This is a genomic window from Methylobacterium brachiatum (genome assembly GCF_020523825.1).
Taxonomy (GTDB): domain Bacteria; phylum Pseudomonadota; class Alphaproteobacteria; order Rhizobiales; family Beijerinckiaceae; genus Methylobacterium; species Methylobacterium brachiatum.
The window spans coordinates 32,044-53,517 of record NZ_JAJALK010000017.1; the positions used below are offsets into that span (position 1 = coordinate 32,044).

14 protein-coding genes and 1 pseudogene are annotated in these 21,474 nt (G+C 64.0%); 8 read left to right on the forward strand and 7 right to left on the reverse strand.

From position 1 onward, the window contains the following. A pseudogene (locus LGR69_RS26420) lies at window positions 1-1,096 on the forward strand (IS630 family transposase). 159 nt (window positions 1,097-1,255) lie between these two features. Here LGR69_RS26420 and LGR69_RS26425 read toward each other — a convergent pair. Further along, window positions 1,256-2,587 carry an MFS transporter gene (locus LGR69_RS26425; protein ID WP_230367905.1) on the reverse strand — a complete coding sequence of 444 codons (1,332 nt, stop codon included), beginning with the start codon at window positions 2,585-2,587 and terminating at the stop codon, window positions 1,256-1,258. A 175-nt stretch (window positions 2,588-2,762) separates the two neighbouring features. Here LGR69_RS26425 and cyoA point away from each other — a divergent pair, with 175 nt between their 5' ends. From cyoA to LGR69_RS26450, 5 genes are all read left to right on the forward strand, one after another. Then, window positions 2,763-3,917, forward strand: a complete 1,155-nt coding sequence (cyoA, locus tag LGR69_RS26430; protein WP_230367906.1) for a ubiquinol oxidase subunit II — start codon at window positions 2,763-2,765, stop codon at window positions 3,915-3,917. A 21-nt stretch (window positions 3,918-3,938) separates the two neighbouring features. Beyond that, entirely contained in the window at window positions 3,939-5,933 is a 1,995-nt protein-coding gene (cyoB, locus tag LGR69_RS26435; RefSeq protein ID WP_230367907.1) for a cytochrome o ubiquinol oxidase subunit I, read from the forward strand. 1 nt (window position 5,934) lies between these two features. Beyond that, entirely contained in the window at window positions 5,935-6,567 is a 633-nt protein-coding gene (gene cyoC, locus LGR69_RS26440) for a cytochrome o ubiquinol oxidase subunit III (RefSeq protein WP_230367908.1), read from the forward strand. Continuing rightward, entirely contained in the window at window positions 6,564-6,944 is a 381-nt protein-coding gene (gene cyoD, locus LGR69_RS26445) for a cytochrome o ubiquinol oxidase subunit IV (RefSeq protein WP_230367909.1), read from the forward strand. Before cyoC ends, cyoD begins: the two co-directional genes overlap by 4 nt. A gap of 120 nt (window positions 6,945-7,064) precedes the next feature. Then, window positions 7,065-7,607, forward strand: a complete 543-nt coding sequence (locus tag LGR69_RS26450) for a hypothetical protein (RefSeq protein WP_230367910.1) — start codon at window positions 7,065-7,067, stop codon at window positions 7,605-7,607. Between the two features lie 3 nt (window positions 7,608-7,610). Here LGR69_RS26450 and LGR69_RS26455 read toward each other — a convergent pair whose 3' ends face one another. Then, on the reverse strand, window positions 7,611-8,318 hold the full coding sequence (locus tag LGR69_RS26455; RefSeq protein ID WP_230367911.1) for a Crp/Fnr family transcriptional regulator: 708 nt from the start codon (window positions 8,316-8,318) through the stop codon (window positions 7,611-7,613). A gap of 2,491 nt (window positions 8,319-10,809) precedes the next feature. Here LGR69_RS26455 and LGR69_RS26460 point away from each other — a divergent pair. Further along, entirely contained in the window at window positions 10,810-11,073 is a 264-nt protein-coding gene (locus tag LGR69_RS26460; RefSeq protein WP_230367912.1) for a hypothetical protein, read from the forward strand. A 189-nt stretch (window positions 11,074-11,262) separates the two neighbouring features. Here the strand turns inward: LGR69_RS26460 and LGR69_RS26465 are convergent, their stop codons facing one another. The 5 genes from LGR69_RS26465 to LGR69_RS32250 all read right to left on the reverse strand — a co-directional run bounded on the left by LGR69_RS26465 (window position 11,263) and on the right by LGR69_RS32250 (window position 20,181). After that, a complete protein-coding gene (locus LGR69_RS26465; protein ID WP_230367913.1) occupies window positions 11,263-12,081 on the reverse strand; it encodes a phosphoadenosine phosphosulfate reductase family protein in 819 nt (272 codons plus the stop codon). Then, window positions 12,074-15,493, reverse strand: coding sequence for a hypothetical protein (locus LGR69_RS26470; RefSeq protein WP_230367914.1), 3,420 nt, complete (start codon window positions 15,491-15,493; stop codon window positions 12,074-12,076). The genes LGR69_RS26465 and LGR69_RS26470 overlap by 8 nt, the downstream gene beginning before the upstream one ends. Next, window positions 15,490-16,374 (reverse strand): DUF4007 family protein, encoded by an 885-nt coding sequence (locus LGR69_RS26475; RefSeq protein WP_230367915.1) that lies wholly within the window; start codon window positions 16,372-16,374, stop codon window positions 15,490-15,492. Before LGR69_RS26475 ends, LGR69_RS26470 begins: the two co-directional genes overlap by 4 nt. A 119-nt stretch (window positions 16,375-16,493) precedes the next feature. Next, a complete protein-coding gene (locus tag LGR69_RS26480) occupies window positions 16,494-17,690 on the reverse strand; it encodes a cysteine desulfurase family protein (RefSeq protein WP_230367916.1) in 1,197 nt (398 codons plus the stop codon). 2,290 nt (window positions 17,691-19,980) lie between these two features. Next, a complete protein-coding gene (locus LGR69_RS32250) occupies window positions 19,981-20,181 on the reverse strand; it encodes a zinc ribbon domain-containing protein (protein ID WP_412768914.1) in 201 nt (66 codons plus the stop codon). 224 nt (window positions 20,182-20,405) lie between these two features. Here LGR69_RS32250 and LGR69_RS26485 point away from each other — a divergent pair, with 224 nt between their 5' ends. Beyond that, on the forward strand, window positions 20,406-21,416 hold the full coding sequence (locus LGR69_RS26485) for a hypothetical protein (RefSeq protein WP_230367917.1): 1,011 nt from the start codon (window positions 20,406-20,408) through the stop codon (window positions 21,414-21,416). Window positions 21,417-21,474 lie beyond the last annotated feature (58 nt).

The following is a 21,474-nucleotide window of genomic DNA, read 5'->3' on the forward strand; positions in this document are numbered from 1 at the left end:
GTGATTCTGTCCTCGGGTTTGAAGCCTGAGAGGATGGGATGGCCGCTCCTGTGCCACTACGGCCGGACTACGATGCCGAGGCCCTGCGTGTCCTGGCGAAGCGTTCGCGCGACCCGGATCAGACCCGCCGCCTGCTGGCTCTGTCGGCGATCTATGCAGGCGGCTCGCGCTCCGAGGCGGCCGCTCTCGGCGGGGTCGGGCTTCAGACGGTGCGGGACTGGGTGCTCGCCTTCAACGCTGATGGGCCAGATGGGCTCATCGGCGGCAAGGCTCCCGGTGCCCGCCCGCGGTTGAACGCGGATCTGCGTGCCGTGCTGAAGGCCCTGGTCGAGCAAGGTCCGGTGCCAGCCGCGCACGGGGTCGTGCGTTGGCGGCTGATCGATCTGGCTCAGATCCTGTTCGAGGACCACGGGGTCTCGGTCTCCGAGCAGACGCTGAGCCGAGTTTTGCGGAGCATGGGCTACCGGAAGCTCTCAGCCCGTCCCCGCCATCACGCTCAAGATCAGGACGCCATCCCTGCTTTTAAAAAGCCTTCCCCGCCCGCCTGGCAGAGATCGCGCGGGCTACGGGTGGCAAGCCGATAGAGGTTTGGTTCTGCGACGAGGCCCGGGTCGGGCAGAAGAACACCATCACGCGCCGCTGGGCACGCCGGGGTACACGGCCTTCAGCCCCGAAGGACCAGCGCACCGCCTCCGCCTACCTCTTCGGCGCAATCTGCCCGGCTCGTGGCACGGGAGCCGGGCTCGTCATGCCTCGCTGCACCACCGAGGCGATGAACCTGCACCTGGCCGAGATTGCCAGGGTCGTCGCCCCCGGCGCGCACGCCGTGCTGCTGCTCGATCAGGCGGGCTGGCACATGACCCGGAAGCTCGTGATCCCGCCCAACATCACCCTGCTGCCGCTGCCAGCCCGCTCGCCCGAACTGAACCCAGTCGAGAACCTCTGGCAGTTCATCCGCGAGAACTGGCTCGGCAACCGGATCTTTGCTTCATACGAGGCCATCCTCGACCACTGCTGCGATGCCTGGAACAAGCTCATCGACCAGCCCTGGCGCATCATGTCCATCGGCCTGCGCGCCTGGACCCATGAGTTCTGATCAGTGAAAGTTGGTATGAGACGGGCGCGAAGGGGCCGACCGAAGCCGGCCGAAAGCTGTTTGTCCGGTTTCTAGCAATTAGTGGCGTGAAGCAGACGGGGTGGATCGCGGCGCTTCGGCACCAAGATGTTTCTGTCACGCAGCGGGAGCTTCGAGCCACTACGATGTACGCCCCCCGCTCCCGTTGAGTGCCAGCGCCAGGAGCGTGCAGACCGCTCCAGAGAGGAGGTAGGCCCCCACTGAGATCAGCCCGAAGTTGCTAGCCAGCAGCAGGGCGACAAGCGGCGCGAAGCCGGCGCCGATGAACCACGCGGCCGTCGCCGTCGTGCCCGCGCCCGTGTACCGATGCTTAGACGAGAAGCTGTCGTTCAGCGCGCCCGAGGACTGACCAAAGGCCAGCCCCAGAAGCCCGAAGCCGAGCAGCACGTAGGTCCATTCGCCCGCTACGCTCCTGTCGAGCAGTTGGGGGGCGAAGCCGCTGTAGGCGCCGATCAGCACGGCGGACAACCCGAGCACCGTCCGGCCGCCGATCCGATCGGCGATCAGCCCGGACAAGACGACGGTCAGCAACCCAACGGCCGCCCCAACAAGCTCGATCACCAGGAAGTGCAGCGGCGCGTCGCTGGACGTGAGGACCACCCACGACAGCGGGAACACGGTGACGAGATGGAACAGCGCGAAGCTCGCAAGAGGAGCGAATGCGCCGAGGATCACAGTCCGCCACTCCTCGCGGAACAGACCGGCGACTGGGGACGGCTGCAACTCGCGGCTCTCGTACAGGCGCTCGAATTCAGGAGTCGAGATCAGGCGCAGTCTGGCGAACAGCGCCACGACGTTGATCACGAAGGCGACGAAGAACGGGTACCGCCAGCCCCAGTCGAGGAAGTCCGCCGGTCTTAGCGTGACGAGCAGAAACGCGAACAGGGCGCTCGCCACGAACATCCCGATGGGCGCGCCGAGCTGCGGGATCATCCGGAACCAGCCGTGCCGCTCCGGCGGTGCGCTGAGCGACAGGAGCGCGGGCAACCCATCCCAGGTGCCGCCCTGGGCGAAGCCCTGCCCGATCCGCAACACGGCCAGGATAACCGCTGCGACACCTCCGACCTGCGCGTAGCCGGGCAGGAACGCCATGGCGGCGGTCGATCCCCCGAGCAGGAACAGCGCTGCAGTCAGCTTGACCCCGCGCCCGTGCCTGCGGTCGACCCACATGAACGCGAGCGCACCGAAGGGCCGAGCAACGAATGCCAGCGAGAAGATCGCGAAGGAGTACAGCGTGCCGGTCAGCGCGTCGGCGTGGGGGAAGATCAGTGACGGGAACACCAGCACCGAGGCGATCGCGTAGACGAAGAAGTCGAAGAACTCCGACGATCGCCCGATGATGACGCCCACGGCGATCTCGCCGGGCCGGATCCGATGCTCCCGCGCGTTGACAAGGCGGGCGTCGCGCTCCAGCGGCGTCGAGTTCGCGGCACTTGCGGTCGTGGCTGCCATTCGTTCGATCCTCTCCTCAACCCCGCCGCGGGGCATCACTCCGTGCGCCTGCGCGACATCAGGGCCGGCCGCCGACCATAGCGGCTGAAAATCCGGCGCGGTTTGACCGCGGTCAAAGTCGACCGGAAGCTCGGCGGCTATCCGAGGGGCCATGCCCAGCCCAGATTCCAGCCTTATGAGACGGGCCGCCGGCCTCCCACTCCTCGCCCTGTCGCTGCTGCTCGGCGGCTGCGACATGGTGGTGATGAATCCGACCGGCGATGTCGCCTATCAGCAGCGCAACCTGATCCTGTTCTCGGTCGGGGTCATGCTGCTCATCATCGTGCCGGTGATGGTGCTGACCGTGCTGTTCGCCTACCGATACCGGCGCGGCAACCCGAACAAGATTTACGATCCTAGCTTCGACCATTCGACCACGCTCGAACTGGTGATCTGGTCCTGCCCACTGCTCATCATCATCGCGCTGAGCGCAGTGACCTGGACGAGCACGCACCTGCTCGACCCGTTCCGACCATTGGAGCGCCTCGCGCCCGGCGTTCCCGTCCCGCCCGACGCCAAGCCGCTGAACGTCCAGGTCGTGGCGCTCGATTGGAAGTGGCTGTTCATCTATCCCGATCTCGGGATCGCGACAGTGAACGAGCTGGCGCTGCCGGTGAATGTGCCGGTGCGCTTCTCGATCACCTCGACGGACCAGTTCAACACCTTCTACGCACCGACACTCGCCGGCATGATCTACGCCATGCCGACCATGCGTTCGGAACTGAACGCGGTGCTCAACAAGCCCGGCGAGAGCTGGGGGTACTCGGGCAACTACACGGGCCGCGGGTACTCCGACATGCGCTTCAAGCTGCGCGGCGTCGAGGGAGCCAATTTCGACCGCTGGGTGGCGGACGTGAAGGCGGTCGGGAGCGGCCTGGAGCTGTCCACCCTCGTCGAGCTGATCAAGCCGAGCGAGAAGGTGCCGGTGATGCACTTCGCCACCGTTCAGGATGGCTTGTTCGACCGTGCGGTCAACCGCTGCATCGAGCCCGGCAAGCCGTGCATGATCGACATCATGCGCCAGGACATGCAAGCGAGCGGCGGACATCCGCACCATTCCCACCCCGCTCCCGCCATGCCGCCGGGCCGCGAGGCGGAGCCGCTGACCGGCGCCAAGCCGAAACCCGCGCTGCAGAAGGCGCCGGACGAGAAGGGCACGAGCCCGAACGTCACCAAGCCGGTCGCGCCCGAACCCCCCGGCCAGACCAAGCCGGGCGACGCGAGGAACCGCGACCAGTCCGCCATCGAACCCCACCCTGTCACCGGCGCCCGGCGCGCGGGACAGGCCTGACCCTTCGCCATCGGGCCCGTCATGACCGAAACAACACTCAAGACGATCTTCGGCCGCCTCGGCTGGGAATCGTTCCCGATCCACGAGCCGATCCTGTTCGGCACCTTCATCGTCGTCGCGCTGCTCGGCGTCGCCATCGTCGGCGCGGTGACGTGGTTCCGGCTTTGGGGCTATCTCTGGAAGGAGTGGTTCACGAGCGTCGATCACAAGAAGATCGGCATCATGTACATCATCCTCGGCATCATCATGCTGCTGCGCGGCTTCGCCGATGCGCTGATGATGCGGGCCCAACAGGCGATCGCCTTCGGGGCCAACGAGGGCTACCTGCCCGCCCACCACTACGACCAGATCTTCACCGCCCACGGGACGATCATGATCTTCTTCGTGGCGATCCCGCTGGTAGTCGGCCTGATCAACTTCGTCATGCCGCTCCAGATCGGCGCGCGCGACGTCGCCTTTCCGTTCCTGAACAATTTGAGCTTCTGGCTCACCGCCGCCGGCGCGGTGCTTACGATGACCTCGCTGTTCATCGGCGAGTTCGCCCGGACCGGCTGGCTGTCCTATGCGCCACTGGCGGAGCTGTCGTATAGCCCGGATACCGGCGTCGATTATTATCTTTGGTCGCTGCAGATCGCGGGTGTCGGCACGACGCTGTCGGCCATCAACATGGTCGCGACCATCATCAAGATGCGCGCCCCGGGCATGACCATGATGAAGCTGCCGGTCTTCTGCTGGACCGCGCTGTGCTCGAACGTGCTGGCGATCGCCATCTTCCCGGCGCTGACCGCCGCCTTCTTCCTGCTGATGCTCGATCGCTACGTCGGGACGAACTTCTTCACCAACGAGCTCGGCGGCGCGCCGATGATGTACTGGAACATGGTCTGGATCTGGGGGCATCCGGAAGTCTACGTGCTCGTCCTGCCCGCGTTCGGCATCTACTCGGAAATCACCTCGACGTTCACCGGCAAGCGCCTGTTCGGCTATACGTCGATGGTTTACGCGACGGTGGTCATTACCATCCTGTCCTACCTGGTCTGGCTGCACCACTTCTTCACGATGGGCGCGGGACCTGCGGTGAACAGCTTCTTCGGCATCGCCACGATGGTGATCTCGATCCCCACGGGGGCCAAGATCTTCAACTGGCTGTTCACGATGTACCGCGGCGACATCCGGTTCGAGCTGCCGATGCAATGGGTGGTGGCCTTCATGCTGACCTTCGTGGTCGGCGGCATGACCGGCGTGCTGCTCGCGATCCCGCCGGCGGATTTCGTGCTCCACAACTCGCTCTTCCTCGTGGCGCACTTCCACAACGTGATCATCGGCGGCGTCGTGTTCGGCCTGTTCGCCGGCATCGTCTACTGGTTCCCCAAGGCGTTCGGCTTCAAGCTCGACCCGTTCTGGGGCAAGGTCGCCTTCTGGGGCTGGGTCGTGGGCTACTGGGTGGCCTGGACGCCGATCTACGTGGTCGGCCTGATGGGCACCGCCCGTCGGATCCGGCATTTCGACGATCCGTCCTTCCAGCCTTACTTCGTCATCGCCGCGATCGGCGCGCTCATCATCCTGGTCGGCATCCTCGGGTTCGTGATGAGCATCGTCATGGGCTTCGTGAAGCGCGAGGAGTTGCGCGACACGACAGGCGACCCCTGGGACGGCCGGACGCTCGAATGGTCCACCTCCTCGCCGCCGCCGGCCTACAACTTCGCCTTCCTGCCCGTCGTGCACGACCTGGACGCGTGGTACGACATGAAGGCGCGCGGATACGAACGCCCCGAGGGCGACTTCCGCCCGATCCACATGCCGAAGAACACCGGCACGGGCGTGATCCTCGCCGGCCTGTCGCTCGCCCTCGGGTTCGGCATGGTCTGGTACATGTGGTGGCTCGCCGCCCTGAGCTTCATCGGCCTGCTCGCGGTGGCGATCGGGCACACCTTCAACCTCAAGCGCGACACCTTCATCCCGGCCGCGGAGGTCGCGGCGACGGAGCGCGCGCGGCAGCCGCTGATCGTGGGGGCGTGACATGACCGACCATGTAACGGACGCCCCCGGGGCCGCCATCACCTGGCACCACCTGGATCCGGACGATCACGACCATGGCGGCGGTGCCACAGTCTTGGGCTTCTGGATCTACCTGATGAGCGACGCGCTCATCTTCGCCTCGCTGTTCGCGATGTTCGGCGTGGTGAGCACCAGCTATGCCGGCGGCCCCGTCCCGCGGCAGATCTTCGACCTTCCGCTCGTCGCCCTCAACACGGCGCTCCTGCTCGCCTCGTCCATCACCTTCGGGCAGGCCATGCCCCATATGGAGGCGGGTCGAATCGGCCCTACGCGGCTCTGGCTCGCTGTCACGGGGTTGCTGGGCGCCGCCTTCGTCGGCATCGAGCTCTACGAGTTCTCGCACCTGATCGCCGAGGGGGCCGGTCCGCAGCGCAGCGCGTTCCTGTCGGCCTTCTTCACCCTGGTCGGCACCCACGGCGCGCACGTCACCGTCGGACTGATCTGGATCGCGACGATGCTGATCCAGATCGGCCAGCACGGGCTCACGGGCGAGATGAGGCGCCGGGTCATGTGCCTGTCGATGTTCTGGCACTTCCTGGACATCATCTGGATCGGCGTCTTCAACTTCGTCTATCTATATGGAGTGATCCGTTGAGCACCCACTCCCTCCACGCCGCGCCCGGGCCGCAGGGGTCCGCGCGCGGGCACGGCAGCCGCCGCGGCTACCGGATCGGCGCCGTGCTCTCGATCATCCTCACGGTCGTCCCGTTCTGGCTGGTCATGTCCGGGGCGCTGCCCGATCCGGCGGTCACGGCGGCGATCATCTTTGCCCTGGCCCTCGTCCAGATCGTCGTCCACGTCGTCAGCTTCCTGCACCTCGACACGCAGTCCGAGGGCGGTTGGACGTTGCTCGCCTTCCTGTTCACGGCCGTGATCGTGGTGCTGACGATCGGCGGCTCGGTCTGGGTGATGTACCACCTCAACGCGAACATGATGCCGATGCCGGATAGCGCCACCTCGACGATGCGCTGAGCTGGTCGGTCGCGGCCGTGACGGGATAGACTTCCAACAGCGGCCGAGTTGCACCCGTCTCATCAATTATGAAGCCGCCGACGCCGACATGACCACACGAGTGTGAGTCAGGAGAATTTGATGATGGCGCCAGATACATCCAGCGACAGCCCGATACACGCCTCGGGACGGTCGTGCGGCATTCAGGAAGCAGACCTGAATCGCATGGTGAAACGTCACGAGCAGGTGGCGTGCCTATGCGATCTGTTGGAAGCCTGTGCCGACAGCTTGCCCATCTGGCCGACAGACACCCAGGCTGAACAGCTGCGCCTGGCGCTCGGCGCATTCGTCGAGGGAGAGCGGGAAGGCGATGCGTTCATCGCCAGGGTCTTCAGGTGCGGGTTGCAGGATCCGCTGGCGGCGGCCTTGATGCGCCACGTCGATGCCCGCCACACCGATGACCTCGTGCACGCTGAGGACCTGATCTCCGCGCTGCAAGTAGGGCCGGTGCCGAACGGCAGGATCTCGGCCGAGACGTTCGGGTACATGCTCCGCTGCTTCTTCGCGGCGGGCCGCCAATCGATGGTTTTGGAGGAGTTTGCGGTCCTGGCACTCGGCCGCGATCACCTGACGGCCAGCGGCGAGTCCCTGCTCCTCGACAGCCTCTGCCGGCGGGCGAGTTGACGCCTATCGGGCCGCCGCCCGAGCACGAAGGGCATGTGCATCTTTGATCGTCACTGTCCGATTGCCCGAGAGGGCGAGCACGCCGGCGCCCTTCAGCTTCGTCAGTTGTCGGCTCACCGTCTCGATCGTCATCCCGAGCACGTCTGCCATATGACCGCGGGTCATCGGCAGATCGAAGGTCACCGGCTGGTTCAGTCCCGATCGGCGGGCACATCGCTCCGCTCGTGCAGCCATGTCGATGAGGAGTCCGGCCACCTTCTCGCCGGCCGAGAGGCGCGCCAAGCACAGCATGCGGCGGCGCGCCTCCTTCAGCGCTCGCAAGGTACGTTGGAGCAGGAGGTTCTCCATCCGCGAGTGCTCCTCCAGGAAGTGTTCGAAGGGCCGTCTCTGGATCGTGCACAGTTCCGCGTTGGTCAAGGCCGTGACGGTGAAGGCGTGCTCTTCTGCGTAGGGTTCACCGACGAAGTCCGCCGGGTAGAACAAGCCCACGATCTGCTCTCGTCCGTCGGCCGTGGCGGCGACCATCTTCAGGACGCCCGACAGCAGATTGGCACAGATCCGGCTCTCGTCGCCCGCCCACATCACGGTCTCGCCCGCCATGATGCAGCGGCGCTGGCACAGACCGGTGAAGGTGATCACGCCCTCGTCATCGAGGCTGCTGCACAGCGCGTGTTTGCGGACGGGGCAGTCCGCGCAGATCTCGGTCGACACCGGTCTAATCCTTGAAGGTGACAGCAGGCAGGCGCGCTGGCCGAGACCTGCGTGAGATAAGATGCATGGAGCATCGGCCACGAGCTTGCAGCCGCGCCCCGGGGCGGGTCGACATGGCTACCGAAGCGGGCAGCTGACTTGCGGTGCCCGGCGCCGCCTACGACAAGCCGGGCTTGCGCGGAGATGGCTGGGGCGGTTGAGCTCGCGTGTCGGGCATCGGTTTCTCCGGGACCAATGCCGTCGAGCTGATCTTGTCGGGCGACCGGGTCCTTGTTCTAGATCAAGGCAACTGCACCGAGGAGCGGGGCGTCCGTTTCCGCAGGCCCATCGGGAGTGGTATCCGCCGTGGCGGTCGAGCTGGGTCCGATCGAGCAGGCGGATCCTGCCGGGCACGATCAGGATTACCTTCGAGCAGTCGAGAGGCCGTCAGCGTCCGGCTCACCGTCTCAGGGGTGAGGCCTCGAGGTCGTCGGCAATGTGCTGCGGACCCATGGGCAGCTCCAGGGTCACCGAAGTCACGACCGTGACCAGAGCGCCGCGCTGAATATCGCCCATTTTGGGTGTGAGACGCCGTGCCTGTCCCAGCATGGAAGCCCGCCTTTCAAGGCGGGGAGACGTCACGTCTTTGGCGATGGCTCGACGGCTGCCGCACCAAGTTGCGGCCTCGGTCCGCCCACTGGCTCGATCCCGTGCTTGCGCGCCTGAGCCACCAACCACCCGCCGAGCTTGAGGGCAGCGTTCCAGTCGAAATCAGCGTAGGCGTGCTCCTCGTCCCCATGCATCGTCAACGTGACGCCGTCCCTCCCTGCCTCAGCCCGAAGATCACCAGAGTGAAAGCGGGCCTCTACTTGGATGCTCTCACTCAATGCCTCACCCCTCTGTCAGCCCAGACTTCCAAACGAACGCTTCATTCAGTCGGCTTCGGAGGCGAGCCGCTTCGACGGCTATGAACTAGACCATTCGAGGCATCGAAGGTCATTTCGCAGCGCTGCTTCGATTGGGTTCATGCCTGCGGCCGGACGTCCTTGCGCTAGATCAAAGCCATCAGCGCTTCGTCGCATCCAAACTTGCCTGCGATGGAGCGGAGGCCGATTGATGCGCACCTATTTTGTCGCCTTCCACAAGGTCGTTGCTGACGATACCGGCCACGATCACCGCGTCCTGCAGCGGCAGATCGTAGTCCGCGAAGCCTAGAGGCGGTCACGGCACGCAGTTGATCCAGGAGGCGCTGCCCTACGCGCTGCAGGCCGAGGTCGACTACCACCTGGGACCGGATGGGGTGCGCTGCCGATTGAGATGCCGGTCTTCTGACAAGTAACCTGACCGATGCGCTCACCGGGCTCTTGAGCCACCTCGCCGAGCGTGACCGCGACTTGGCTGACGCGGATGCCGCCTTGCGGGATCTCCGCGCCGTGCTCGCCGCACATGCGTGCAACCTCGAGCACGCGGGCGGCCCCGCCCCCGCCTGACGATCATCGTCGCCGGCCATACCCCACGTGGAACGAGCTGCTCTCTGAGGTAAGAGCAGCTCGCGCCAAGAGCGGGATTGAAGATTGCACACCATGCGTACTGTGCATTCAAAGAACCGGTGCCCGCCGCCTTTGTTCCGACGACTGTTCATCCCGCGACCGGCACCGTTCTTGCGCACGTCGATCCGCGGTTGAGCCTTGGCCGTTGAGGAAGAATGGCTCGTCGGGCCAGCGCCGAACGGCGGTCACCCTCAGCGAGATCGACAAATCCCAGAATGCGTCTGCGCAAGCCGCTGCGGGCGAGAAAGGACGAGCGCGTGAAAACTGCCGCCGCTGGCCCGTGCCCCCTTTGCCAGGGTCGCACCTGGATCGATGTCCGGCCCGGCCAAACCTCGACCTTCCGTCAGCGCTGGCCGCTAGCGCGGTTTCTGCTTGGTTTGAACGACTGCCCGGCCTGTATCCAACCCCAACAGGCGTCAGAGCCGCTGCCGGCCGCCACAGCTTCGCAGCAAATTTGGCATTTCCGAGAAACATAAGTGCAATCGCAGGAAAAAATCCGTTGTATCACTCAGTCGTACAGTCCTCCTGCAACAAACCACACAGGCCGACCGGGCGTTTCATCCGAGGAGATCCATCGTGCTCGACCACGCTGTGACCGGCCCGACCTTAGGTGTCGACAGGATCTCGCTATGCCTGATCGTCGGCCTCGTCGCCGCCGAAGCGACCGTGTTGCTCGGCCTGTTCTGGATTTGAGAGCCGCCGGGGAAAACGCGGCGGGACAAAAAATTCAGAAGACCGTATTTTGTGCACGCAGCGGACCCGATCGCGCGATGTTGAACCGCGTGAGTTGATCGAGCCATCGAGGGTGCGGTACTCACGACAGTACCTCGGGATGTCTTGATAGAACCTCCTGCCGGGTAGCGGGGACGCATCGCTGCGTCACCGCTACCCGGCAGGAAAAGGTTAAGTGGCGCGAGGATAACATCGGTCTCGATCTATCCTCTCGAGGTCTCTCCGTCGATTTGCGCGAACGCCTGCGCTCGGCGCAGGTGGAGGTCGCGCGGCTGTGGAACAATATTGCCGGCTATCACCATCTTTGCCGACAGGTGAATGAGCCGTGGCCTTCTGAGACCGAACTTCGCGCTGAGACGAAGGGCGGCCGGTATGGCCTGAATAGCCAAACGGTCCAGTCGATCGTCGCGCGATTCATCGCCAACGTCGATGCTGTCCGTACGCGCCGCCCGCGGGCCTGGGGCGCAGCGTTGGTTGCGAATTCCCTAACGTGAGAAGCGCTTCCAGCCCCTGCCCTGGTCGGCTCAAGCCGTAAATTACGACTTGCTGGCGAAGCGCCTGGTGCTGCCGATGGGCCGCGGTAACCGCGCGCTCGAGCTCCGGCTCAACCTGGACTGCAGATGCTTCAGACTCGCTCCCCAAACCGAATCGCACAAGGCCCCGTAGCCCGGGCGTGCCGCCGATCAAATCGTACAGATGACACACGCCGCGTCGTCGTCTTCGCTCGGTGGTGCGAAGCGATTGGCGTAGACCTCCGCCAAGGTCAGGTCGGCGCGTGTCTCCTCGCGATTGGCGCGGCGGCGCTCAGCCTCCCGCCGGACCGCTGCCGCGCGCTCCGGGCGCTCCAACTCCTCGAGGCTCTCTCCCTGACTCCAGGTGAAGACATTTCCACTGCCAGGATACGGGCGCTCGTAGACCTTTGCGGCCTCATAAAGATCGGGATACTTATCCTTGAGCTGTAACCACTCGATCTTCTGCTGGTAGAAGCAGAAGAAACAACCCGAGCGGGTCCGCCCCCATTCGGTATAAGGGGGCATACCGACGCCGGAATCGCGGAGGATGCGCTCGATGTCGGCGAGCTTCAGGCCGTCCTCCCGGAACGGGTAGACGGGCGTGATGTTCGGCTTGTGACTAATGTACCCGGATCGCTCCTCATCGGCACGCAGGCCGACATAGTTCAGCACCGGCTCTTCGCCAATGAATGTCTCGAATGGCTTCAGTTTGAGCATCTTGGTGCACCAGCGGCGATGATTTGAGGGAATCATCCCGCCGTAAACGTCGTACCAATGATCGAACCCCTGGTCAGCGTTCAGTCGGATCACTGGCTTTCCAAGATAATCCTGAATGCGATCGAGGTACGCGTAGGTCTCAGGTAGCTCCTTACCGGTGTCGTTGAAGACGTACTCCATCTGCGGGATCCGCTCGCGCATGTAGAGGGCGAGCGCGGCACTGTCTTTGCCTCCCGACAAGCTCAAGACGTGACGGGGCGGCGCGTCAGGCATGGAGATTGTCCTTTGTCGCGCGGGTGTGAACCTCCTCGCTCAGAAGTTGACCGAGCAGGAACGCCGCATCCCCACGGCCCTGGAGCAGGGCCCGGATCTGGTCCGCGAGCTCTTCGCGGCCTCCGGGATCGGGATGAACGACGAGAGAGGCCTCCCCACCATCAGGTGAGACCACGTGAACGCTGAGAACCGGCGCCTTGGCGGCGGCGCCCGCTCGAGCCGCGGCCAGCCAGCGTGCCAAGCGCGGGACGAGTGCGCGCACCTCAAAGGCAAAGACATCGAGGTCCCGGTCCCGCCACGCGTCAGGGCGTCGGCCCGTGAGCAGGCTCGCGATCGAATCGATCCAGGCCTCGTCCGACATGCCCGGGTCGGCCGAACGTCGCACGAAGGCGCGCATCCGCGAGTCAGTCAAAGCAGTTTCGAACGGGAGATATTCGAGGCGCACAAGGTCGCGCACACGCCCGACATCGCGCGCGCTGAAGGCTTCGACAAGGATCTTGGTGGCTTCGGCCCTCAGCCGCTCGTAAGCCGCCCCGATCTCCTCAAGACAGTCGTCGAGGAGCGTGGCGTACAGCTCAGCGTTCAGAGCCGTCCCCGGCTCCGGCGCCAGGCCGCAAGCGGATGGCAGCGCTTCAAAGACGAGATCGATCGGGTCCCGTGCCTTCTCGAGAGCCGCGCGGACAGCCTGGGCGAGCGGCCCGATTGAGCGCGTCTCCCGCGTGTACCCGGGCAGCGCCAGGAACCAGCGCATCAGGCTTTCGGTGATGCTGGCCGCTTCCGGAAGGGGCTGCGTATTTCGCCAGATCGCGAGATCGGAGGCGAGACGGTTTAGGACACACTCCCTGCTCGGTTCGCGAGCGACGAGGCGGACGGCGAAATTCCGCGGATTGCGTGCGACGCGCATCAGCAGCGCGCCCGTGACCTCGGGTACAAAGCTGTTGCGCTCGAACAGGGCGGCATCCTGACGACGGGCGAGGATGAAGGCGGTCAGCAGCACAAGGGAGACCCCCTGCCGAAGGCCGTAGGGTGCCTGCGCCAGCCGCATCATGGCGGTCTCGAGGTCGATGGGCTTTGCGGCATCCGCCAGCATCGTCTCCAAGCCCTGCCACACGGCTGCCCAGCGCGCCGGGTGGCCGGGTGGGGGCGGCGCGAACGCCCACTGGCCACGCTCATTCGCCCGGTGCAATCCACCGGCCTGGAGAACGGAGAGGAGCACAGCCCGCTCCGGCGGAGTGCCCGTCAAGCCGAGATTGGGGTCCGTGCCGTTCGTGGCCATGAGTTCGAGCAGGCGCATCCTGGCGCTGGCAGCAGCCGACGACAGCTTCGAGCGGTTGATCAGCTCGTTATGGACGATCGGAGCACCGGCAAAGACCGCGTCGCAAACGTCGCTGAGCAACCTGTGCAAGGCGGCACGATCCGGAACGGTGACGACGCGTCCCGCATGCAGCCAGATGGCTGACGCGTCACCGTCGGAGGCCGGGCCGGTGAGCGGCGCGAGCGCATCGGCCAGCGCGGCACCCGCCTCCGTGAGCCGCTCGCGCACCTCGCGCCTGGCAAGATCATCGACGGCGAGCTCCTCGCAATTGTCCGCGACCCACTGCCAGACCTTCAGTTCGCTCGCCGCGGCGAGAACTGTGGGGGAAACCTGGCGCACACAGTGCACGATGGCTGGACCGGCATCAGCCATCGCGGCGTTCACCGCGGTTGTCAGGTCCTCGTCGGGATGGACCGGATGGACGACAACCCAACCGTCAATGCCCGGTGGCGGCAGAGTTTGTGTCGCGTCCGAAAGCGCGAACCGCACTCCGAAGGCCCGCAGCGTACCGGTCTCGTGATAATGCTTGTGCGCGACGATCGGCCGAGGCGCTGGAAGCGCGGCCAGGACGGCGGTGACGCGCGTTACGCCCGCGACCTGACGGCGAGCCTCTTCCAACCATCCATCCAGATCGGCGCTGCTGCTGGCCCAAAGACAGTAGTCCGAGCGGTGCGGGCGTCTGTAGATCATCCGGCGTCGAACGAGCGCGTCGAGGGCTTCGAGAACGGCGTCGCGAGGCTGGGTATCAAGGCAGAACGCCAAGCTCTCGGCGTCGGCTCGCAGACCTGGGAGCGGCTCGAGGATGCTGAGCAGGCCGACGCATTTCAGAACAGCCGCCTCGAGAGCCGGCATATCGCGGTGGACCGTCAACGTGTCGGAGAGCAAACGCCAGCGGCGCGCGAGCAGGCCGTCGCGCGGTCCCCCCTCCCCGCGAGCGGCCAAATGGTCGAAGAGGTGGCCGAGCTGGTACCAGTTGTCAGCCGTATAGGCAGAATTGGCGGCGAAATCCTGAAAGCCGCTCGGCTCGGAGCTCTGCAGGAAACTGATAGCGGACCGCTCATTCTGTCCGAACCGCCGGGCCATTGCCGCAAGGGCCACCACGGATGTCGGATGCAGCGGATAGAGGCGGCGTCCCAGCGCGCCGATCTCGGCTCCTCGCCCAGGGAAGAGGCCGAGACGCGCCGCCTGCTCATAGACCGCATCAGCCGCGGCTACGATGGCCGGCTTGTGCTTGCCGCGTACCTGAATGGCCTCCGCCAGCAAGAAGGCCATTTGCTCGACCGATTCCTGAAACGGCAGGTCCTCGAAGCGCTCTGCGGAACGGGACCACTCCTCGCGAACCGTCTGCCCCAGGCCTGAGGCGTACTCGGAAAAGCGCTGGTGGAGGACGCCGACGATCGCAAGCGGCGCCTCGCCCGACCCGGCAGCGAGTTCGCCAAGGGCCTGAAAGAACGTCGTATCGCTTCCGCCCCTCCGCGAGGCGGCGTACTCAAGGCACCGACCCATTTCATCGATGATCAGGAGGACGCCTCCTCCCCCATCCCGCGAGCGGTCGACGTACCGCGCGAACTCGCGCAGGGTCTCGAGAACCTCTGCGTCCTCGCAACGTCCGTCCCGGCGCTCGCCTTGGAGGCGCGCGACCGTTTCGAAGACAGCGGGCCGCCGACCTGGAGCGCGCCAGTCGTCGAGCTTGCGCGCGAGCGCTTCGAGGATCAGATCCGCGAGGGGTGCGCGCCGCCCAACGATCACGAGCGGCTCGTAGGCGCGCGTGGCCTTCAATTCGGGAACACGGTCCGGACAGCGCGCGCGAAGCAGACGCGTCGCCGCGGCGGCCTGCTCCTTCTCCGAGAACAGGCGGGCGAGGAACAGGAGAAATGCGGATTTTCCCGCCCCGTAGGGTCCGGTGATCCGAAATGCGCGATGGGTCGACCCAACGGCCAAGCCGCGAAGAAGCCGGTGCAGCGTGTCGTCGACCGTCGGCGTCGGCACATAGCCTTCAAGGGCACTTGAGTCGTCGAGATCGCGTAGGACGTCGATCGACCGAACGTAACGGCGCGCGACGGCGATCCGGTCGGCAATGCAGGACAGGTCGGTCACGCGGCAGCCTCTTGAAGATGGGACAGGGCATCTTCGCGCAAGGCCACGAGATGCATGCCGCCGACGCCGTCCTCGCGAACCGCGAAACTTGGCACCGCGCGGCACATCGCTTCCAACCGGTCCAGCAGCGCCGCCTCGTCGAGCTTGAGCACCTTACCCGGGGCAAAGCGCTCGTGCAGCAAGGCTCGAAGCGAGACGGTGCGGTTCTCGCCCAAGCGATTTCGCCAATGGTCGAGCAGAATGTGCGCGAAGGCCGCCACGGTCAGGCCAGGCTTCGGTCCGCGCGGCATCTTGACGATCTGATCACCGACCCCCTCGACCAAGCGGCAGAGCCGCAGCTCCTGCAGAGGGCAGCCGAGCGTATCTTCCAAGACGAGCTCACTTTGGTCCGAACCCGCGTAACACTGCAAGAACACCGCGACGTGCGTGCTGAGGGTCGCCGGGCTGATCTCACCGCGAGTCCGCATAGCCCGTTGGCGTACCATGTTGGTGAGGTGCCGACGCGAGATCTCAGGATCGGAGATCTCGTCGAACACCACGTTCCAAGCGCCGAGATGCCCCCGCGTCGTCAAAGCCCAGTGCAGCTGCCAGAGGGTCTCGGTCTTCTCAACATAGCGGTCGCGCCCGTGCACGGGATCTAGGATCGCGGTCGCCAGCGGTGTCGGGTGAACGGCCCGCCCGTCTGGCGCCAGCAATCCGAAAGCGTCGCCCCAAAAACGCAGGGCTCGCACCATGTTCTTTCCCAATCCAAGCCGGGCGATGGCCGCGTCTTCGTCGGCGAACAACTTGGAGTCGTCGGCGACAGCGTCGTACAGCTTCGGCAGCCACCCATAGCGCAACGCGAAGCTCTCATGGCCGGAGTAGGCTTCACGCACGCTCATACGCACTCTCGGATCCGGCACAGCCTTTGGGGACGGGCCCTATGATCGTCGCCGCCGCGGTCGCCAACAAGGGCCTGCAGGCCACGACCCACCGCTTTTGCGACGCAGCGCATCGAGTTCTATGCCACAAGTTTCTGGGCGACTTCGATAATTCGGTCTGCGCCTCGAATGACATCGTTCTGGGTTGTGAAGCGACCGAGCCCGATCCGGATCGCCGATTGTGCGCGGCGCGGGTCGGCACCGAGAGCCTTCAAGACATGCGAAGGCGCGAGAGCGCCCGACGCGCAGGCCGACCCCGTCGAGATGGCAACGTCGCCGAGCGCCAACACGAGTGCGTCGGCCTCAACGCCGGGAAGGCTGACATTCAGGTTTCCGGGCAGACGCTGATCGAGGCTACCGTTGACCGTCAGTTGGGGTATCGCGTGACGTAGACGTTCCAACAGCGCATCGCGCAGATGGCTCAGGCGCCGGGCCTCGGCGGCCATCTCCTGGGCCGCAATGCGGCAGGCCTCACCGAGCCCAACGCAGAGCGCGAGCGGCAACGTCCCCGGACGAAGGCCGCGCTCCTGTCCGCCCCCGAAAACGACAGGTCTGAGGCGCCTGCGAGCGCCCGCGCTGCAGTAGAGGGCGCCTATGCCCTGCGGACCGTACAGCTTGTGCCCGGACAGGCTGAGCAGATCGATACCCGTCGCCCGGACGTCGAGCGGCACCTTGCCGACAGCTTGAGCCGCATCCGTATGGAAAAGACAGCCATGAAGGTGACAGAGCGCGGCCAGATCGGAGAGAGGCTGCAGTGTCCCGACCTCGTTGTTCGCCGCCATCACCGAGGTGACGATCGCACCGCAGGCAAGCCTGTCCTCGACCACATCAAGGTCGATCAAACCGTCCGCATCGACCGGGAGTTCGAGAGCCTCGACCCCCTCCGCCTGAAGCGCGTGGGCCGTTTCCCGCACGCAGCTGTGCTCAATCGCGCTGTACAGAAGGCGGGTGACAGGCTTGCCCTTCGCGGCCTTCTCCCGCGGCTCAAACAATCCGCGCAGAGCCAGGTTGCAGGCCTCTGTCGCACCCGCGGTGAAGATGATGTCCTCCGGCTCTGCTCCGATTAACTGCGCCACCTGCCAGCGCGCCTTCTCGACCGCCACGCGGGACATTTCCGCACGCGCGTATCCTACGGAGTGAGGGTTGCCGAACTGTGCGCCATAGTAGGGCAGCATGGCTTCCAACACGCGTCCGTCCAGCGGGGTCGTAGCATGATGGTCCAGAAACACGCCCTGCTCGAGGACGGCTGAGGGGGCATCCTGGACGAGGTCAGGCATCTGGTTTTCTGAGCGGCTCGAGAAATCGCTACCTATCACCGGAAGCTTTCCCTTCCTACGGGAAGGGGCTTCCAGGATCGTTGCATCGGCCCCTCCGGAAGGCGATATAACAGGGTTCAAGCATGCCTTTCGTGGCGGTGCAACGTTTCAGCCTTCCTGGTCGCGATGCCTTGAGGCGGGGATCAACAGCGGTTCGCTGAGCAGCGGAGCCGCCAACTCGATCAGTTCGGACCCGCACCGCGCCATTCTCGCTCCTGGCGGCCCTACACCGCTCGCCGCCGAAGTAGAGACCGGTTTGGTGCATGTGTGCGCGTCACAACATGCTGAGAGCGCCATCCGATCGCGACCGGACGGGATGCGGCTCTAGCAGCATCGCGGTGTCGGGCGCAGAGCGCGCTTCGGCGGCCGCTGGTTCAGAGCGCGAGGCGCTCCCGGACACGCAGAACTGGATACGTCGGAGTCCAAGCACCGTTCGCAGGTCGCGCAGCCGAACACAAACATACGTGTAGTCCGGGTCCTCGAGAGCCGACGAGCACCCCGTAACGGGATTGCCGTTGCCGGGTGCCGGTCGTCAGATCCTCCGGACGACATGCCGGACAGACGACACCATGCGTTAGTTCCCAATCACGAAAGGTGTCCGTCCTTGTGGTGAGTAGCAGCCTTAATCTTTTCTGCTATCTGGCTGACTACCGGAAGTCCATCCGGGTTGACTCGGGTTGGTATTCGGCTTTCCAGGGCTCAATCGATCTTTTCCTTCGTCTCTGGAGCCGGATTTATTCGAGGTTGTCGCACTCATGCTCGTCGAATCCGCGGACGAGCCACTCGCTGTCGATTTAGAATTCGATGAAGAACCAATTGTATTTTGAGCGAAAGCGTCAAAACTTATCCCGAGCGCACAACCTACTAGAATGCTCAAAATGAAAAACTTGTTTGGCATGGTCATCTCCCTGCACGCTCCTTGAAGTGGTGGTGCGTGGGCCAAGAACGTCTCTGCCTTTTGGCTGTTCCGGCAGTTGTGCCGCTCCAGGCATGACAGAAGCACGCGCGCTGTAGTTTTGACGATTCGGATTGCGCACTGAACCGCAGTCGAGCGCGACACCGATGTTCGAACTAGCCGGCACCAAATGAGACCACGCGCGGCCTAGACGCCACATCGCTTACTTGGCACGCCGCGCGTCCAGCCGGCCCGGAGATCCGGAACCGGGCCTTGCGCTCAAGCCATGGGGGTCAAGCGCCGCCACTCTGATCGAGAGGCTAGCTATCCGCCGTCTTCAACGGGCGCCGTATCAGAGCCGCCTCCGCTCCAAGACTATCCTCACAGCGCGACGCTCAGGGCGCCTGATCAGGTGGCGAAAATTGTCGCTGAGTGGGGGGCGCCAGGCGTGAGGGGCACCGAAGCTCCTGCTGTCACGCCGAGATGGCCTCACGTGTAAACTCCTCAGAGCTCGAAGTCGAAATAGAGGAAATTGATTGTCACGCCAGCGACCGGACCGGCGGGGGATTGGTCGGTGCGGAAGACGCGTCCGCTTGTGCTCTTATGTAATAGGTCCCGGATTCGCCGGGGCTGCGCCCCAGGCTCGGCGTGTCTAACGTACACTTCACAGGCCATCGCCGGGGTTGAGACCCGGCTCTTACCTCGTAGCTCGCGGCCAGGAGGTTCTGCGCTGCGTCGGCGTCCCGGTCATGCGTGACACTGCAGGTGACGTAGGCTCCGATCCATACGGAGAGCGCCTTTTTCGCTCCGACGCAGCCGCACGCCGCACACTTCCGTGTACTCGGGACGCACCAATCGGTCGCGACGACCTCGCTCACATGCGGCGCAACCTCGTGCCGGCGCGCCGCCACGAGCGAGCACGCGCGGGTTGAGGTCTCTCACTGGAGCGCCCGGTCCAGCCGAACCGACAGCTCCGAAAGCTTGTTGGCGGGTGATTCTGCACACCTGCTGGTCCCTCTTCGGGTCCACACTCGACCTCAAGATAGGGCGACAAGGCGGACAGATGGGCGGTGGACCGCCCTGTTCACGTCGCAAACCTCCGCGACGTGCGGTGTGGTCGGATCGAAGCGCCGCGAGAGTCGAGCGCACTTTTCTTGTATCGGTTGCCGCTACACCGATCACGCCGACATCACGCGGCGATCGACATCAAACGGCGGTGGAACATACCGTTGCTGGACCTGGAGAGTGTGCATCGGCAGCCCGACGAAGCGTCAACTGGACGAGATTTCACAGTCCCCGAAAATCCCCGTCCTGCAGAGTGGGGAAGACGGTAAGCTCACCCCCTTTGGACGCAGATTATCGAACCGCGTGCTGATCGGCGTCAGCCCCATGGCGGCACGCAACATAGCGGATGACCTTACCCCGCCGTAAGCCCAGACACCCGCCGCACGAGCACGACTGGCCCGTGTAGGCGGGTTCAAGGGCTAACACCGACACTCCGGCGAGCTTCGTCTTGGAGGTCAGGAAAGCGCGCGGTTGGTGGGAACTGCGGCCGATGCAATCCCGGCACCAAGTGGGGCTTGCTCAAGCTCGGGACAGGAGCCCGGCCCAGTCTTCGTTGCCGCCCTCTACCTGTTCGACGTTCACTTGTTTGCAAATGCCTGATGTGACTGATTTGTCGCAGAAGCACTTTCCACCGGAAACTGGACAAACCCCGATTGCAACGAACCGTAGAATGCTGAAGCTTGAGGAGGTGAGACATTGCTTCACCGAGTTGCAGGATGGCAAAAAAATCCTTGTTGATCGTAGTCTTGGCGGCCTTGTTGGCCGGCTGTGTGGCGATCGACGATGTTGGCTCACGAGCTGGTTTGGTCAACCGCAGCGCTGGGCGTTATGCCAATGAGTCTGTCTTAATAAATATTATTCGCGCAGAAAAATTTGAGCCTCTCAGTTTCGCCTCATTCAGCAAATTCACCGGCCATGACGACTTTCTCGTCGCCCTTCCCTCGGCAACATTGTTCCCTACCGCATCTGCATCCCTATCCGTTGGCGGATCCACAATCGGGGCTTCGCTCAAAAACGACTTTGATGTGAACCTTCTGGATGATCCGGAATCATATAGGGCGCTAACTAATCCAGTCGAGCCGAAATATATAGATTTATTTTTCAGACAGGGATACCCACGTGAGTTAATATTTACTTTGATGATCGAGCGCATCAAAGTGACAAAAACCGGAAGAACTGAATATTTTATCAATACGCCGGACTCTGGTTCATTTAATGACGCATATGGACAGCTGGCGACTTTGCTCACCGCTGGGTTAACAACCCAGACATTCAGCCCGAAAGCAGGAGTTCTCAGCTACGGGCTATGTTTCGATCCTTCGCTTCCGCCGCCACCTTACCTTGGCAAAGAGATACCAGCGTTTGGCCCAAAATGTAGCCGCGAAGCTCATCTATTACGCGAGGCAATTCGGGCTCCGGATGGCACGACCTATCAGATACAGACGCGCTCGGTGTACGGGATCTATACGTTCCTCGGATCCTTACTCCGAACTCGCATCAACCTGCTTGACGTCTTGCCCGCCTCGACAGGGGATCACAGTCTGGTGACGGTTACGCAGCAGGAAGACGGGTGCTTCACTTCCACGACGTATATCGGGAACCGGTATTGCGTTCCGTTGGAAGCTAATAACACGAAGATTATTTTTGCCGTTCTTCGACAACTTGTAAATGTGCTGACCAAGCCTTCGAACACTTCCGCGACCACCACAGTCAGAGCAATATTGTAGTTGCAAAAGGATATGGGAGGCCTGCAATGACTAAGGCTGAGCTCGAGGCAGAGTTATA